A 13,014-nucleotide genomic window follows, 5' to 3' on the forward strand; every position below is an offset into this window, starting at 1 on the left:
CCGAGCGACCGGTGTGCAGGTTTGCCCTGCAGCGGCACGTCTTGCGCGTACCGCTCTCCCCATTCCTGAAGATCCCCTGGCCCCGACTATAGCCAGCAGGCTCAGGTGCTTGATCCCTCTAAAGTGTGATTTGCGCACCCGCTGCCAAATCGCCCCGGTGTTTCCCGGGTAGCGCATCGGCCGTGCTGAAGCATGGCCGATTTTTTTCGTTTGGCAAGGCCTAAAGCGGTCTAGAATGCGGGTCACACACCGTCGTGCGCGCCCCGCAGCGGGGTTACAACGTAGACAGGAAGGCGCTGTTACTGGCCTGCCACTGGACGATGTCCTGGCGGATACGCTTCTTGTCGATCTTGCCGACACTGGTCTTGGGAATTTCAGTAACAACGGCAATCTGGCTGGGAATGGCCCACTTGTTGATGTGTCCTTCCTCGACAAAAGGCTTGAGATGCTCCTTCAGCGCCTTGGCATCGATCGCCTTGTCTTCACGCACCACCAGCAAGGCGAACGGGCGCTCGCCCCATTGCGGGTCTGCCACCCCGACCACCGCCACTTCGCGCACCGCCGGATGACGGCTGATCAGGTCCTCGAGGTCGAGCGAGGAGATCCACTCGCCGCCGGTCTTGATCACATCCTTGATACGGTCGCGGATATCGATGTAACCCATTCCGTCGAGGGTGGCGACGTCGCCGGTGTGCAGCCAGCCGCCGTGCCACAGCTCCTCGCTCTTTTCCGGCTCCTTGAAGTAACCCATGGTCAGCCACGGCGCACGCAGCACCAGTTCGCCCTGGGTCTCGCCATCGGCCGGGAGGAAGTTGCCATCGCCATCGATGATCGCCGCTTCCACCAATGGCACCGGAACGCCAGCCTTGATGCGGTAGGTAACACGCTCATCCTCGCTGCCGGCCTGCAGCTCGTCATTCAGGTGCGCGGCGGAAATCAGCGGGCAGGTTTCGGACATGCCGTAGGCGGCGGTCAACTGGATGCCGCGGGCCAGCGCGGCCTTGTACAGCGAGCTGTTCAAGGCACTGCCGCCAATGATGATCTTCCAGCCGCCGAAGTCCTGGCCCTGGGCATTCGGGCAGTTGAGCAGCATCTGCAGGATGGTCGGCACACAGTGCGAGAAGGTGACCTTCTCTTCGCGCCACAGCTTGACCAGCATGTCCGGCTCGTAGCGGCCCGGGTAGACCTGCTTCATGCCGAGCATGGTGGCCGCGTAGGGGATGCCCCAGGCATGCACGTGGAACATCGGCGTGATGGGCATGTACACGTCGTTGCTGCCGAGCAGGCGCACGCTGTCGATGCTGCCGGTCACTGCGGCTTCGGCCAGGGTATGCAGCACCAGCTGGCGGTGGGTGAAGTAGACGCCCTTGGGGTTGCCCGTGGTGCCGGTGGTGTAGAAGGTGGTGGCCACTGAGTTCTCGTCGAAATCCGGGAAGTCGTAGCGTGGGCTGGCGGCGGCGAGCAGTTGCTCGTATTCGCCGATCAGGTTCGGCAGGTCGGCGGTCTTGTCCGGGCCATCGGTGATCAGCAGGGTCTTGTCGACCGTGGTCAATTGCCCGGCGATGGCCTGATAGAGGCCGACGAAATCACTGTTGACCAGCACGAAGCGGTCTTCGGCGTGGTTCATGGTGTAGAGGATCTGCTCGGGCGACAGGCGCACGTTGATGGTGTGCACCACCGCGCCGATCATCGGGATGGCGAACATGCATTCCAGGTAACGGTGGCTGTCCCAGTCCATCACCGCCACGGTGTCACCGGCCTTGACCCCGGCTGCGGTCAGCACGTTGGCGAGGCGGGCGATACGCTCGGCGAGCTGTGGATAAGTCAGGCGCAGCTGATCGCGATAGACGATCTCGCGGGTCTTTTCGTAGCGGCTGCCAGACATCAGCAGGCGCTTGATCAACAGAGGGAAGTTATAGGCGCCCTCGGCGGGCTTGATGATGCGGGTCTGCAACATGGTGATCCCTTTTCTGAAAAGCATGCCGAACAAGTCTGGATCTACTGTAGTAGCTCAATGTGACGGTCAAATCAGCCGAAGGAATGATTTGGCGGCGCAAGGTATGAGTGGCATTGTGCGGGGAGATGGATCAACCCCTGCCCTGCCTCCGGAGCTTCCCTGATGCCCAGCTTGCGCCGTGCCGTGTTTCTCGACCACCAATCCCTGGACCTTGGCGACCTTGACCTGTCGCCGTTGCAGCAGCAGTTCGACGAATTCGAGCTGTTTGCCGCCACCCGCCCGGAACAGGTCGCCGAACGCCTGCAGGGCGCTGTCGCAGTGGTCAGCAACAAGGTCATGCTCGATGCCGCCGCGCTGGCCGCCAACCCGCAGCTGAAATTGATCCTGGTGGCCGCCACCGGCACCAACAATGTCGACCTGGCCGCTGCCCGCGCCCAAGGCATCACCGTCTGCAACTGCCAGGGCTATGGCACGCCGTCGGTGGCCCAGCACACCCTCGCCCTGCTGCTGGCCCTGGCCACGCGCCTGTGCGACTACAACCAGGCGGTGGCAGACGGTGAGTGGGCCAAGGCCAGCCAGTTCTGCCTGCTGGATTTCCCGATCGTCGAACTGGAAGGCAAGACCCTCGGCCTGCTCGGCCATGGCGAACTGGGTGGTGCAGTGGCACGGCTGGCCGAAGCCTTCGGCATGCGCGTGCTGAGCGGGCAGATCCCTGGCCGCCCGGCCCGTGACGATCGCCTGGCGCTGGATGAACTGCTGCCGCAGGTCGACGCGCTGACCCTGCACTGCCCGCTCAACGAGCATACCCGGCACATGATCGGTGCCCACGAACTGGCACTACTGAAAAAAGGCGCACTGGTGGTCAACACCGCCCGCGGCGGCCTGATCGACGAACAGGCCTTGGCCGACGCCTTGCGCAGCGGTCACCTGGGCGGCGCGGCCACCGATGTGTTGAGCGTCGAGCCGCCGGTCCATGGCAACCCGCTGCTGGAAAAAGGCATCCCGCGGCTGCTGATCACCCCACATAGCGCCTGGGGCGCGGTGGAATCGCGCCAACGCATCGTCGGCCAGCTCAGCGAAAACGCCAAGGCCTTCTTCGAAGGCCAGCCACGCCGCGTGGTCAGCTGAGCGCCCGCTCAGTCGCGCGCCCGGCTCTGCTACACTGCGCCACTTTTTTCAGGAGGCGTCGTCCATGGACCCGCGCAGTGAAGTGTTGCTCCGCCAGGCAGAGCTGTTCCAGGGCCCGCTGCTGCTCGCCGGCGCCCCCGCCGACGGCCTGCTCGGGCAACTGCCCCAGGCCCATGGCTGGACTTGGCATGCCGGTGACCAGGCCATGCTCGACAGCCGCTTCACCGGGCGCAGCCACTACGGCGTCGATGTACCGCCGGTCGATTTCGAGACGGCCGTGCTGTTCCTGCCCAAGTCCCGCGAGCTGGCGGCCTACCTGCTCAATGCCCTGGCATCCGGCCTGGCGGGCCGCGAGCTGTACCTGGTGGGCGAAAAGCGTGGCGGCATCGAAGGCGCGGCCAAACAGCTGCAAGCTTTCGGCAAGCCGCGCAAGCTCGACAGCGCGCGGCACTGCCAGCTGTGGCAGGTGACCGTGGACAATGCCCCGCGAGCCAAACCGCTGGATAGCCTGGCCGAGCGCTTCACGCTCGAACTCGAAGATGGCCCACTGCAGGTGGTGAGCCTGCCGGGGGTGTTCAGCCATGGCCGCCTCGACCGCGGCACCGCCCTGCTGCTCAAGCACCTGGACAACTTGCCGGTCGGCCATGTGCTTGACTTCGGCTGCGGCGCTGGCGTGCTCGGTGCCACGGTCAAGCGTCGTTATCCACAGAGCCGGGTCACCCTGCTGGATGTCGATGCCTTCGCCGTGGCAGCCAGTCGCCTGACCCTTGCAGCCAACAGCCTGGAAGGCGAAGTCATCAGCGGCGATGGTATTGATGCCGCGCCCGCCGACCTGAGCCTGATCCTGAGCAACCCACCGTTCCACACCGGGGTGCACACCAATTACCAGGCATCGGAAAACCTGCTGAAAAAATCCGGCCAACATCTGCGAAAAGGTGGCGAAATGCGCCTTGTGGCGAATAGCTTCCTGCGCTATCAACCACTGATCGAAGGTGCCCTGGGCAATTGCCAGACCTGCGCCGAAGCCGATGGCTTCCGCATCTATCGCGCAACACGCGGATAAAAACAGGGCTTGCCGAAACGGTTTCGGCTAGGCAGAATCCGCACCGTCCTAGGGGAGTAGTCTCCCGCGAGCGCCCTGCTCGCCCGGTACGCGTCAACATACTTGGCCCACAGGCCATGGCGCGTGCGACCCAGCGACCTGCGCAGACAGGTCCTCGGTTTGACAAGACCTATGACACGCACACCTTACCCGGGGCGGGAAGGCTGTACGTGTCATAGCCGAGTCGACCCGCCCCCGTAGGAATCCTGATGCTGGAATCTCTGTTGGTCCCCACCGCAATCGTTGCCTTGGCCGAAATCGGCGACAAGACGCAATTGCTCGCGCTCATCCTCGCCGCACGCTTCCGCAAGCCTTGGCCAATCATCGCCGGCATCATTGCCGCCACCTTGGCCAACCATGCCGCGGCCGGTGCCGTGGGTGCCTGGGTCGGCAGCTTCTTCACCGAGTCGGTGTTGCACTGGATTCTTGCCGCCAGCTTCACCGCCACCGCGCTGTGGACCCTGGTACCGGACAAGATGGACGATGACGAGAACCCGGCCCGCCGCTTCGGCCCGTTCCTGACCACGCTGATCGCCTTCTTCCTGGCCGAAATCGGTGACAAGACCCAGGTCGCAACGGTGATGTTGGCTGCCCAGTATCCACACCTGATCCTGGTCATCGTCGGGACTACCTTGGGCATGCTGATTGCCAACGTGCCGGTGGTGCTGGCGGGTAACTTCGCCGCGGAGAAACTGCCACTGACGCTGATTCGTCGCCTGGCAGCGACCGCGTTCTTCGTGCTGGCGATCGTGGCCGTGTACTCGGCGATGAAGACCAGTGGCTGGGTGGGATGACCTGAAAAGCTGGGGCCGCTTTGCGGCCCCCTATCGGTTTTACTGCTTGGCCGCTTCGTACAGCGGCATCACCTTCGGAATCGCCGCCTGCAACGAGGCGATCCGGCTGCTGGACGCCGGGTGAGTGCTCATGAACTCTGGCGGTGCGCCTTCCGAAGCCTTGCTCATCTTGTTCCACAAGGTGATCGCGGCATTCGGGTCATAACCGGCTCGCGCCGAAAGCTCCAGGCCAATCAAGTCGGCTTCGTTCTCGTTGGCGCGGCTGTTGGGCAGGGTCATGGAGTAGTTCACCACGGCGTCGGCCAGCGCCATGCTGTCCTGGCCAAGGCCAAGCAATGCTCCTGCGCCCTGGCGTGCCATCTGCACGCCGTAGGCCTTGGACATGGCTTCACGGCTGTGCTCGCGCAAGGCGTGGGCGATTTCGTGGCCAACCACTGCGGCGATTTCCGCATCGGTGAGCTTGAGCTGATCGATCAACCCGGTGTACACGATGATCTTGCCACCCGGCCCGCAGTTGGCATTGAGCTCGTCGCTCTTGATGACGTTGACTTCCCAGTTCCATTGCGCTGCATCAGGGCGGAACTTGGGCGCCTGGGCGATCAGCCGGCTGGCGATGGCCTGCACCCGCTTGGCATCGGCACTGGACTTGTCCAGCACGCCCTTGCTCGACGCCTCGCCGAGGGTCTGCTGGTACGACTGGGCGTACATCTGGTTGACCTCGTCGGTCGAGAGCATGCTGAACATGTACTGCTGGCGCTCGACGCCGACAGCACCGCCACTGGTGGTATTCACCGCCTGGCAGCCGGCCAGCAGGATGCCAGCACTCAACAGGCTGACAACAAAAGACTTACGCATCAAAACACTCCCTTTTTACATGCGCCGTATCCTAGGCTGAGTCGCCCGTAACCCGCCATAGCCGCAGGGAAGATTTTATCTAGACGGGGGTCAGGCACTCTGGCGCGTCCAGTTTCGGGTCATTGACGAAGTTCGCCAAGGCCCGCTCGCGTAGCGTCGCTGGCGGGCTGGCGAGCAACTCGTGCAAGCGCGGCAATGGTGTGCTTGGGTCCAGCCAGGCGGCCTTGCCGGCTTCGTCGAGAATCAGCGGCCGGCGCTGGTTCATCGCGGCCTGGGTCACCACTGCACAGCTCAACCACACCTGGTCCTGCACCGGGTAGGCCTCCCACACGGCGGCAAAATACAGCGAGGCGCCCTCCCCCGGCGTCAGCCAGTAAGGCCGTTTACGCACCGTGCCGCGCCACTCATAGAAACCGTTGGCCGGCATCAGGCAACGGCGCTGGCGAAACGCTTCGCGGAACATCGGCTGCTCGGCCAAGGTCTCGGCCCGGGCATGGGCGGGAGTGCGCGAAAGGTCGGTGAGCCAGGCGGGGGTCAGCCCCCAACGCGCCTTGGCCAGCTGCTGCTGGCCGTCGAGCTGGCGCTGGATCAGCACCGAAGCACCGGGCGAGATATTCCATTGGGCTGGCTGGCCGGCAGGAAAGCCCGGCAGACTGGCCAGCGCCTGGGGCCAGCGAAACAGGGCGTAACGTCCACACATGGGCGATTTCAGAACCTAGCAGATCAAGGTACCGGGATGACTCTCCGGCTCGTCGCCGACAAGCGGCTCGGCACCATTGTACGCATCGATCAGTTGCCGTGCGTATTCGGCCTGTTGGTCGGGCACCGCCAGCCCGAGCAGCCCCTGCAACGGCAACTCACCAGCAGCGCCGATCAGGTCGCGGCCGACCAGGTGCACTTCGATGCCCTCGCTGACAAGCATGCCCAGCAGCATTTCGGCCTCCAGCAGGTTTTCCGGTTCGTAGATCCGCCGCATCAGTCGTTCTCACCGTAGACATCCAGCATCCATTCGTCGCCATGAACCTGCAGCACGAAGCGAATAGGCTTGCAGCACACCTGGCAGTCCTCGATGTACTCCTGGTCGCCGCCGGACAGGTCCACTGTCGTTTCAACTTCTTCACCACAATAAGGGCAATCGTAGAACGCTTGTTCGAGCATCGCGGCCTCCGAGGTGACTTGTGCGTATAATTGCCGGTCTGTTTACAGGGCTTGCGTGTGCACGAGCCGTTTTTCGGGCCCCACCCCTTACCTTATTACCCTAGCCGTTTCCAACAAGAGAGCATGATGGGCGAATTCGATGCCATCCGACCGTACGACGATGCTGAGGTCCCTGCCGTTCTGGCACGCCTGCTCAGCGACCCGGCATTCCTCGATATCCTCACCCACTTCAAGTTCCCGCGCGCGGCCGGCGCCCTCGGCTGGCTGCTCAAGCCGCTGATCGCCCGGCGCCTGCGCAAGGAATTTGCCGGTGTCACCTGTGTGTCGACCCTGCAGGACAAAGTCGAGTACTACGTCGACCAGACCATCGAGCGCGCCACCGACGGCGTCACCTACTCCGGCGTCGAACAGCTCAAGTCGGGCACTGCCTATCTGTTCCTGGCCAACCACCGCGACATCGTCATGGACCCGGCCTTCGTCAATTACGCGGTGTACCACGCCGGCCTGCCGACTCCGCGCATCGCCATCGGCGACAACCTGCTGCAGAAGCCGTTCGTCAGCGACATGATGCGCCTGAACAAAAGCTTCATCGTGCACCGCTCGATCAGCGGCCGCCGCGAAAAGCTCGCGGCCTACCAGTTGCTCTCGGCCTACATCAACCACTCGATCCGCAATGACGGCACGTCGATCTGGATCGCCCAGGCCGAAGGCCGCGCCAAGGACGGTGATGACCGTACCGACTCGGCAATCCTCAAGATGTTCCACATGAGCCGCAAGGACGAGCCGTTCGGCGCGGTGATCCAGAGCCTGAACCTGATCCCGGTGTCGATCAGCTACGAATACGACCCCTGCGACCAGGCCAAGGCCCGCGAGCTGTATATCCGCGCCACCACCGGCACCTACAAGAAGGCACCGGGCGAGGACGACAACAGCATCGCCAAGGGCATCACAGGCTACAAAGGCCGGGTGCACATCAACTTCGCCCCGCCAGTGACCGAGTACTACGAGGACACCAAGCAGCTGGCACAGGAAACCGACCGGCAGATCCTCGGCGGCTACCGCCTGTTCCCGGTGCATTACCTGGCCTATGCGATGTGGAGCGAGAAGGACGAGGCACTGCAGGTGCCTAGCGCCGAGAAGGTGTTCCCGGCCGAAGAGCTGGCCAAGGCCAGGGAAGAATGGCAGCGCCGCCTGGATGCCTGCCCCGAGGAACAGCGGCCGTACCTGGTGTTGCAGTATGCGACGCCGGTGCGCAACCAGTATCAGGTCAAGCAGCAGGCGCCTGTCGCCTGATCAATCCGCTTGGGGCCGCAATGCGGCCCCAAGCGTTTCAGATCCAGGTGCTGAACCATGACAGCAGCAACGCCATGGCCAGGCAGGAAAACCCGAGGATGTAGTAGTAGCGCGGCACTCGCTGGTCGAAGGCATCCACCGCCCCCTCTTCCACTGCCAGGCTCTCCCGACCGGTCGCCTCACGCCGCCGCGCATTCTGCAGCAGCAACCCGCCAGGGCAGGTCAGCAACAGCGCCAGCAGATTGATCAGCTTGGTAGGGTGGGCGGAAAGAAAGCCCCAGAGCACTTGCAACGACATCACGCAACCTCGGTCATAGCCACAGCGAAGCTCGGCATTCTACCGGAGTCCGACCCGTCCGCCCGGCCTGGGCGACAAAGTGTCACTTGATTTCATCTGTAACATGCTCGTCATCAGGGCAGGCCACTCTATCGGCCTTTTCCCGTACCGGAGCTTGTTGATGCTGCACGCCGAAAACCAGGACCGCCTCTATCTCGTAGCTCAGAGCGATGAGCAGCAGGCGTTGATCGATGGTTTTGCCATCAATGTCCAGGACCGCCAGTGGCTGGTTTACTGCGCGCTGGGTGGACATGTGCACGAGGATCTGCCCGAGGTGGATGCAAGCACCGGCGTCAGCTTGCTGGATTTCCACATCGAAGCCGCCTAGGTGGGTGCAGACAACAAAAAACCCGCTGCCTGGCGCTCAGGTAGCGGGTTTTTCGTTTGCAGCGTGAGGCTTACTCGCCCAGCACCTGACCGATAGTCGGGTCCTTGAACAGGCGGGTCAACGCATCGCTCAGTACATCGCCCACCAGCTGGGTGTTGGTGTCCTGATTCGGCGCCATGCCGAAGCGTTGGTCCAGCGAAGCACCGTAGCGGCCGCTGTAACGGCGGCTGGCATTCTGCACATCGGCACGGAAGGTGGCGCCGATGGTGGCCTCGGTTACGTACAGGTTGTCTTTCGGCGACTGGTATTTCAGTTCAGCCAGGGTCACGGTCAGCTGCGGTGCGTTGTAGGCGTTAGGCGTCGGGGTGAAGCCGAGCAGGCGCACGGCGGCTTCGGCCTGGGCCTGCAGCTTGGGCACGACATCATTGCCACTGACGCTGATGGTGCTGGTTTCAGGGTACATGCCTCCACGGGTGCCCAGGGACTGCGAAGCACGCCCATCGACCACCTTGACCACTACCGGCTGGCCGTGGCCGACCGGTGCGAGCTGAGCCTTGAGCGTGGGTTGCGGGCTGAGTTGTTGCGGGCTGTGGGCACAACCGACCAGGCTGAGGCTGGCCACGGCAATCAAACCGAACAACAGACGTTGCAACATGCGCGTTTCTCCAGAAAATACGGCAAAGGCCCACAGTATACCCAGCCAGGCACAGACCAGTCATCGGCCCCGCCCGCTTGTCACAATCGTTTCATGGCCGTGCCCTTATCCTTGCGCCAAGCCCAAACGCACAGGACGCACCGCCATGGCTTCGCTCTGGACACTGCTCTGCCAACGCCCGCGCCACAATGCCTACGCTCGCCTCGACGGCGAAGGCAAATGCCTGGCCTTCAAGCAATGCAGCCAGGTACCCAGCGGTAGCGGATGGGTGCAGATCGGCGAAATCCAGCTGGCCTGGCTGGGCCGTGAACTGCCCGCCGAAGCCCGGGTTTGCGCCCGCGCAAGCCGCCGCTGGCACCAGCGCATCCTCGCGGCCTGACAAACGCTGCAATAAAAACCACGAATTACGACCTTTCTGCCCGCGACATCGTTATAATCTCCCCCCGATTATAAGGACGTCTCCTGATCGGGCCCCGCACTTGCCGATTGACCCCGGCACCTTCACCCGCTTCGCCCACAGAGAGCCTTCCACTCAGGTCTTGCATCGGCTGTCGTGCCTGCTTTTCCGGCCCTTCGCACTGCATGAACCTGTGGGTTGCCATCGCGCAGTCCCCTTTTGAGGTTCACGTCTCCAAAAGAGCGTGAAAAAACGGTTTTCACTACTTCACAAGAGTGTGGCGAGCAAATGAACAGTCTGGCATGTGCAAAAGCGGCAGATGTGTCCCGAACAGCCCTGAACAGGCGGCTGATGCGCTCATTTCGGATGAGTGCCTGAGGTCGTTCCATAGCGCACGCACGACACCTTGACCATAAGTCGAATTGCCGCACCCGTGGCAATCAGGGTTCAATATCGCAACCCAAAGACTGATTGGCGGTGTCCGCGGAAGTGGCAAGAACTGCGAAGAGTCGGACATGGCGATCCTGGCAACCCCAGTGGTCCTATGCTGTCAATTAGGTAGCTGTAGATTGTGGAGACGCGTTAAATGGCGCAGAACGAATCGGTTGATGTGGTATTGGTAGGCGCGGGCATCATGAGTGCCACCCTGGCCGTACTGCTCAAGGAGCTTGACCCGACCCTGAAGCTTGAGGTCGTCGAGGCAATGGACTCCGGAGCCGCGGAAAGCTCCAACCCCTGGAACAACGCAGGCACCGGCCACGCCGGCCTATGCGAGCTTAACTACACGCCCCAGGCCGCCGATGGCAGCATCGACATCAAGAAGGCCGTGCACATCAACACCCAGTTCGAGGTCTCGCGCCAGTTCTGGGCTTACCTGAGCAAGAAGAGCACCTTCGGCTCGGCACGTGCATTCATCAACCCGGTCCCGCACCTGAGCTACGTCGAAGGTGACAAGGGTGTGTCCTTCCTGAAGAAGCGTTTCGAGATGCTCAAGCAGCATCACGCCTTCGCCGAGATGGAATACACCGAAGACAAGGCAGTGATGAACCAGTGGATGCCGCTGATGATGCCAGGCCGCCCGGCCGACCAGCACATCGCCGCAACACGTGTGGCCAAAGGCACCGACGTCAACTTCGGGGCACTGACCAACAAGCTGCTCAAGGTGCTGGGCGACAGCGCGGACGCGCAGGTCAAGTACAGCAAGAAAGTCGTCGGCCTGCGCCGTAACGGCAGCGGCTGGACCGTGAGCATCAAGGACGTCAACAGCGGCGGCGCCCGCGAAGTCGATGCCCGCTTCGTGTTCCTCGGCGCCGGCGGCGCGGCCCTGCCGCTGCTGCAACTGTCCGGCATCCCGGAAAGCAAAGGCTTCGGCGGCTTCCCTGTGAGCGGCCAGTGGCTGCGTTGCGACAACCCGGAAATCGTCAAGCAGCACCAGGCCAAGGTGTACAGCCAGGCTGCGGTCGGCGCACCGCCGATGTCGGTGCCTCACCTGGACACCCGCGTGGTGGACGGCAAGACTTCGTTGCTGTTCGGCCCATACGCCGGTTTCACCACCAAGTTCCTCAAGCACGGCTCGCTGATGGACCTGCCGCTGTCGGTGCGCATGGGCAATATCGGCCCGATGCTGGCTGTGGCCCGCGACAACATGGACCTGACCAAGTACCTGGTCAGCGAAGTGATGCAGTCGATGGAACAGCGCCTGGAGTCCTTGCGCCGCTTCTACCCACAGGCCAAAGCTGAAGACTGGCGCCTGGAAGTGGCTGGCCAACGCGTGCAGATCATCAAGAAGGACCCGAAGAAAGGCGGCATCCTGCAGTTCGGTACCGAGCTGGTCTCGGCACAGGACGGCAGCCTGGCAGCACTGCTCGGCGCCTCGCCAGGTGCTTCGGTAACCGTGTCGATCATGCTTGAACTGATCGAGCGCTGCTTCCCCGAGCAGGCCAAAGGTGCCTGGGCTGCCAAGCTCAAGGAAATCTTCCCGGCCCGCGAGAAGGCCCTGGCCGCCGATGCAGCGCTGTACCGCAAGATCAGTGCCGACAACGATGTGGCACTGGAACTGGTGGAAAACAGCCCGGCCAAGCACTACGCCTGAGCCAGCCTGAAACGAAAAAACGCCCCTCGGGGCGTTTTTTTGTGCCTGGGCTTTATCAGCCGCGGGCCTTGGCGATGATCTCGACGTACTCCGGCGCGTTACGCTGGTCGGCGATGACTTCGACGAAGGTCTTGCCGTGCTCGTCCTTGCCATCCAGGTCCAGGCCAGCCTCGACGAAGAAGCCCACGAAGCGCTCGAAGTCATCGATGCGCAGGCCGCGGTAGCCTTTGATCAGCTTGTGGTGCGAAGGCGAGGTCACGCCATCGGCTGGCTCAAACTGGAGGAACGACTTGATGTAGTCGTCACTGATTTCGTCACCAATCACCTGCTTCTTGTCTTTGCGCATTGCCGGCTCCAACTGACCATCATGGAATTTCGAAGGCCGGCAGTTTACCCCCCACAGGCGGCACGCCTCAACGCGAACGTACGGTGCCGGTGTGTAGGTCGGCCCAGATGTGGCCATTGGCGTAGGTCAGGAACTGCACATAGACCGTCTCGTTGCGCAACAGGTCCATGATCACCCGGTAGTCGCTGACGGGGTAATTGAGGCTCAGAGTGCGGGTCTTGTCATCGTACACCGGCTTCTTGAGGCTTTTGCCGGCCTCACCGTCGAAATTCAGCAACACTTGGCTGATTGTCGCCCCCTTGCTCAGCGGCTTGCCCTTCAGGCGCATCTGCAGCGAAGCAGTGATCGGAATCGGCTGCTGGTCGGACTGGCGCTGGGCTCCCACCACCACCGAGTAGTCGGTTACTTGCAGCAACTGCTGGCCGGTCGGCGCGTCCTGGCGCAGGGACTGGTCATCGGGCGGGAGGAACTGGCTGTGCAGCGGCGCGGCGGCGAGAGGCAGGCTCATCGCCAGCAGCAGGGGAAGAATCGCACGCATGTGAGGCTCCTTGGCATGAAGGAGCACTCTAGCA

Annotated in this window: 16 protein-coding genes and 1 riboswitch; of the genes, 7 read left to right on the plus strand and 9 right to left on the minus strand. The window is 62.7% G+C overall.

What is annotated here, in order from left to right; translation table 11 throughout:
* Positions 1-274 precede the first annotated feature (274 nt).
* A complete protein-coding gene (locus BGP85_RS25455; RefSeq protein ID WP_103445687.1) occupies positions 275-1,957 on the minus strand; it encodes a fatty acid--CoA ligase in 1,683 nt (560 codons plus the stop codon).
* A gap of 162 nt (positions 1,958-2,119) precedes the next feature.
* Here BGP85_RS25455 and BGP85_RS25460 point away from each other — a divergent pair, with 162 nt between their 5' ends.
* From BGP85_RS25460 to BGP85_RS25470, 3 genes are all read left to right on the plus strand, one after another.
* Positions 2,120-3,085 carry a 2-hydroxyacid dehydrogenase gene (locus BGP85_RS25460; protein WP_103445688.1) on the plus strand — a complete coding sequence of 322 codons (966 nt, stop codon included), beginning with the start codon at positions 2,120-2,122 and terminating at the stop codon, positions 3,083-3,085.
* A 64-nt stretch (positions 3,086-3,149) separates the two neighbouring features.
* Positions 3,150-4,148, plus strand: a complete 999-nt coding sequence (locus tag BGP85_RS25465; RefSeq protein WP_103445689.1) for a class I SAM-dependent methyltransferase — start codon at positions 3,150-3,152, stop codon at positions 4,146-4,148.
* Positions 4,149-4,187: 39 nt separating this feature from the next.
* A riboswitch (yybP-ykoY riboswitch) is annotated at positions 4,188-4,309 on the plus strand.
* A gap of 90 nt (positions 4,310-4,399) precedes the next feature.
* Positions 4,400-4,981, plus strand: a complete 582-nt coding sequence (locus BGP85_RS25470) for a TMEM165/GDT1 family protein (protein WP_181004450.1) — start codon at positions 4,400-4,402, stop codon at positions 4,979-4,981.
* A 39-nt stretch (positions 4,982-5,020) separates the two neighbouring features.
* On the opposite strand, the gene BGP85_RS25475 is transcribed toward BGP85_RS25470, so the two are convergent.
* The 4 genes from BGP85_RS25475 to BGP85_RS25490 all read right to left on the minus strand — a co-directional run bounded on the left by BGP85_RS25475 (position 5,021) and on the right by BGP85_RS25490 (position 6,994).
* Complete coding sequence (locus BGP85_RS25475; RefSeq protein ID WP_103445691.1) at positions 5,021-5,836, minus strand: M48 family metallopeptidase; 816 nt, start codon at positions 5,834-5,836, stop codon at positions 5,021-5,023.
* Between the two features lie 79 nt (positions 5,837-5,915).
* Positions 5,916-6,536: an SOS response-associated peptidase gene (locus BGP85_RS25480; RefSeq protein WP_103445692.1), complete on the minus strand. Its 621-nt coding sequence runs from the start codon at positions 6,534-6,536 to the stop codon at positions 5,916-5,918.
* A 15-nt stretch (positions 6,537-6,551) separates the two neighbouring features.
* The gene (locus tag BGP85_RS25485; protein ID WP_103445693.1) at positions 6,552-6,812 is read right to left on the minus strand and encodes a putative signal transducing protein; all 261 of its coding nucleotides are present in this window, start codon (positions 6,810-6,812) and stop codon (positions 6,552-6,554) included.
* Positions 6,812-6,994 (minus strand): CPXCG motif-containing cysteine-rich protein, encoded by a 183-nt coding sequence (locus BGP85_RS25490; protein WP_027918329.1) that lies wholly within the window; start codon positions 6,992-6,994, stop codon positions 6,812-6,814. The genes BGP85_RS25485 and BGP85_RS25490 overlap by 1 nt, the downstream gene beginning before the upstream one ends.
* A 123-nt stretch (positions 6,995-7,117) precedes the next feature.
* Here BGP85_RS25490 and BGP85_RS25495 point away from each other — a divergent pair, with 123 nt between their 5' ends.
* Positions 7,118-8,287 carry a 1-acyl-sn-glycerol-3-phosphate acyltransferase gene (locus BGP85_RS25495; RefSeq protein ID WP_082433693.1) on the plus strand — a complete coding sequence of 390 codons (1,170 nt, stop codon included), beginning with the start codon at positions 7,118-7,120 and terminating at the stop codon, positions 8,285-8,287.
* A 37-nt stretch (positions 8,288-8,324) separates the two neighbouring features.
* Here BGP85_RS25495 and BGP85_RS25500 read toward each other — a convergent pair whose 3' ends face one another.
* Complete coding sequence (locus tag BGP85_RS25500) at positions 8,325-8,585, minus strand: hypothetical protein (protein WP_103445694.1); 261 nt, start codon at positions 8,583-8,585, stop codon at positions 8,325-8,327.
* Between the two features lie 160 nt (positions 8,586-8,745).
* Here BGP85_RS25500 and BGP85_RS25505 point away from each other — a divergent pair, with 160 nt between their 5' ends.
* On the plus strand, positions 8,746-8,952 hold the full coding sequence (locus BGP85_RS25505) for a hypothetical protein (RefSeq protein WP_060484531.1): 207 nt from the start codon (positions 8,746-8,748) through the stop codon (positions 8,950-8,952).
* 70 nt (positions 8,953-9,022) lie between these two features.
* Here BGP85_RS25505 and BGP85_RS25510 read toward each other — a convergent pair whose 3' ends face one another.
* A complete protein-coding gene (locus BGP85_RS25510) occupies positions 9,023-9,607 on the minus strand; it encodes a YajG family lipoprotein (protein WP_054887481.1) in 585 nt (194 codons plus the stop codon).
* Positions 9,608-9,752: 145 nt separating this feature from the next.
* Between BGP85_RS25510 and BGP85_RS25515 the strand changes: the two genes are divergently transcribed.
* Both BGP85_RS25515 and mqo read left to right on the plus strand, forming a co-directional pair.
* Positions 9,753-9,986, plus strand: coding sequence for a hypothetical protein (locus BGP85_RS25515; protein WP_103445695.1), 234 nt, complete (start codon positions 9,753-9,755; stop codon positions 9,984-9,986).
* 604 nt (positions 9,987-10,590) lie between these two features.
* Positions 10,591-12,096 (plus strand): malate dehydrogenase (quinone), encoded by a 1,506-nt coding sequence (gene mqo / locus BGP85_RS25520; protein WP_103445696.1) that lies wholly within the window; start codon positions 10,591-10,593, stop codon positions 12,094-12,096.
* Positions 12,097-12,151: 55 nt separating this feature from the next.
* Here mqo and BGP85_RS25525 read toward each other — a convergent pair whose 3' ends face one another.
* Together BGP85_RS25525 and BGP85_RS25530 are read right to left on the minus strand one after the other, a co-directional pair.
* On the minus strand, positions 12,152-12,442 hold the full coding sequence (locus BGP85_RS25525; protein WP_103445697.1) for a PA4642 family protein: 291 nt from the start codon (positions 12,440-12,442) through the stop codon (positions 12,152-12,154).
* A gap of 67 nt (positions 12,443-12,509) precedes the next feature.
* Positions 12,510-12,980, minus strand: a complete 471-nt coding sequence (locus BGP85_RS25530; RefSeq protein ID WP_103445698.1) for a hypothetical protein — start codon at positions 12,978-12,980, stop codon at positions 12,510-12,512.
* Between the last annotated feature and the right edge of the window lie 34 nt (positions 12,981-13,014).

The sequence above is a fragment of the Pseudomonas putida genome, from assembly GCF_002906855.1.
Classification (GTDB): Bacteria; Pseudomonadota; Gammaproteobacteria; order Pseudomonadales; family Pseudomonadaceae; genus Aquipseudomonas; species Aquipseudomonas putida_N.

Excerpts from the sequence above, each read along its gene's own strand:
- BGP85_RS25530 (WP_103445698.1), bottom strand. The coding sequence starts at position 12,980 with ATGCGTGCGATTCTTCCCCTGCTGCTGGCGATGAGCCTGCCTCTCGCC.
- BGP85_RS25505 (WP_060484531.1), top strand. The coding sequence starts at position 8,746 with ATGCTGCACGCCGAAAACCAGGACCGCCTCTATCTCGTAGCTCAGAGC.
- BGP85_RS25515 (WP_103445695.1), top strand. The coding sequence starts at position 9,753 with ATGGCTTCGCTCTGGACACTGCTCTGCCAACGCCCGCGCCACAATGCC.
- BGP85_RS25500 (WP_103445694.1), bottom strand. The coding sequence starts at position 8,585 with ATGTCGTTGCAAGTGCTCTGGGGCTTTCTTTCCGCCCACCCTACCAAG.
- BGP85_RS25460 (WP_103445688.1), top strand. The coding sequence starts at position 2,120 with ATGCCCAGCTTGCGCCGTGCCGTGTTTCTCGACCACCAATCCCTGGAC.
- BGP85_RS25480 (WP_103445692.1), bottom strand. The coding sequence starts at position 6,536 with ATGTGTGGACGTTACGCCCTGTTTCGCTGGCCCCAGGCGCTGGCCAGT.
- BGP85_RS25490 (WP_027918329.1), bottom strand. The coding sequence starts at position 6,994 with ATGCTCGAACAAGCGTTCTACGATTGCCCTTATTGTGGTGAAGAAGTT.
- mqo (WP_103445696.1), top strand. The coding sequence starts at position 10,591 with ATGGCGCAGAACGAATCGGTTGATGTGGTATTGGTAGGCGCGGGCATC.
- BGP85_RS25455 (WP_103445687.1), bottom strand. The coding sequence starts at position 1,957 with ATGTTGCAGACCCGCATCATCAAGCCCGCCGAGGGCGCCTATAACTTC.
- BGP85_RS25510 (WP_054887481.1), bottom strand. The coding sequence starts at position 9,607 with ATGTTGCAACGTCTGTTGTTCGGTTTGATTGCCGTGGCCAGCCTCAGC.
- BGP85_RS25485 (WP_103445693.1), bottom strand. The coding sequence starts at position 6,812 with ATGCGGCGGATCTACGAACCGGAAAACCTGCTGGAGGCCGAAATGCTG.
- BGP85_RS25465 (WP_103445689.1), top strand. The coding sequence starts at position 3,150 with ATGGACCCGCGCAGTGAAGTGTTGCTCCGCCAGGCAGAGCTGTTCCAG.
- BGP85_RS25495 (WP_082433693.1), top strand. The coding sequence starts at position 7,118 with ATGATGGGCGAATTCGATGCCATCCGACCGTACGACGATGCTGAGGTC.
- BGP85_RS25525 (WP_103445697.1), bottom strand. The coding sequence starts at position 12,442 with ATGCGCAAAGACAAGAAGCAGGTGATTGGTGACGAAATCAGTGACGAC.
- BGP85_RS25475 (WP_103445691.1), bottom strand. The coding sequence starts at position 5,836 with ATGCGTAAGTCTTTTGTTGTCAGCCTGTTGAGTGCTGGCATCCTGCTG.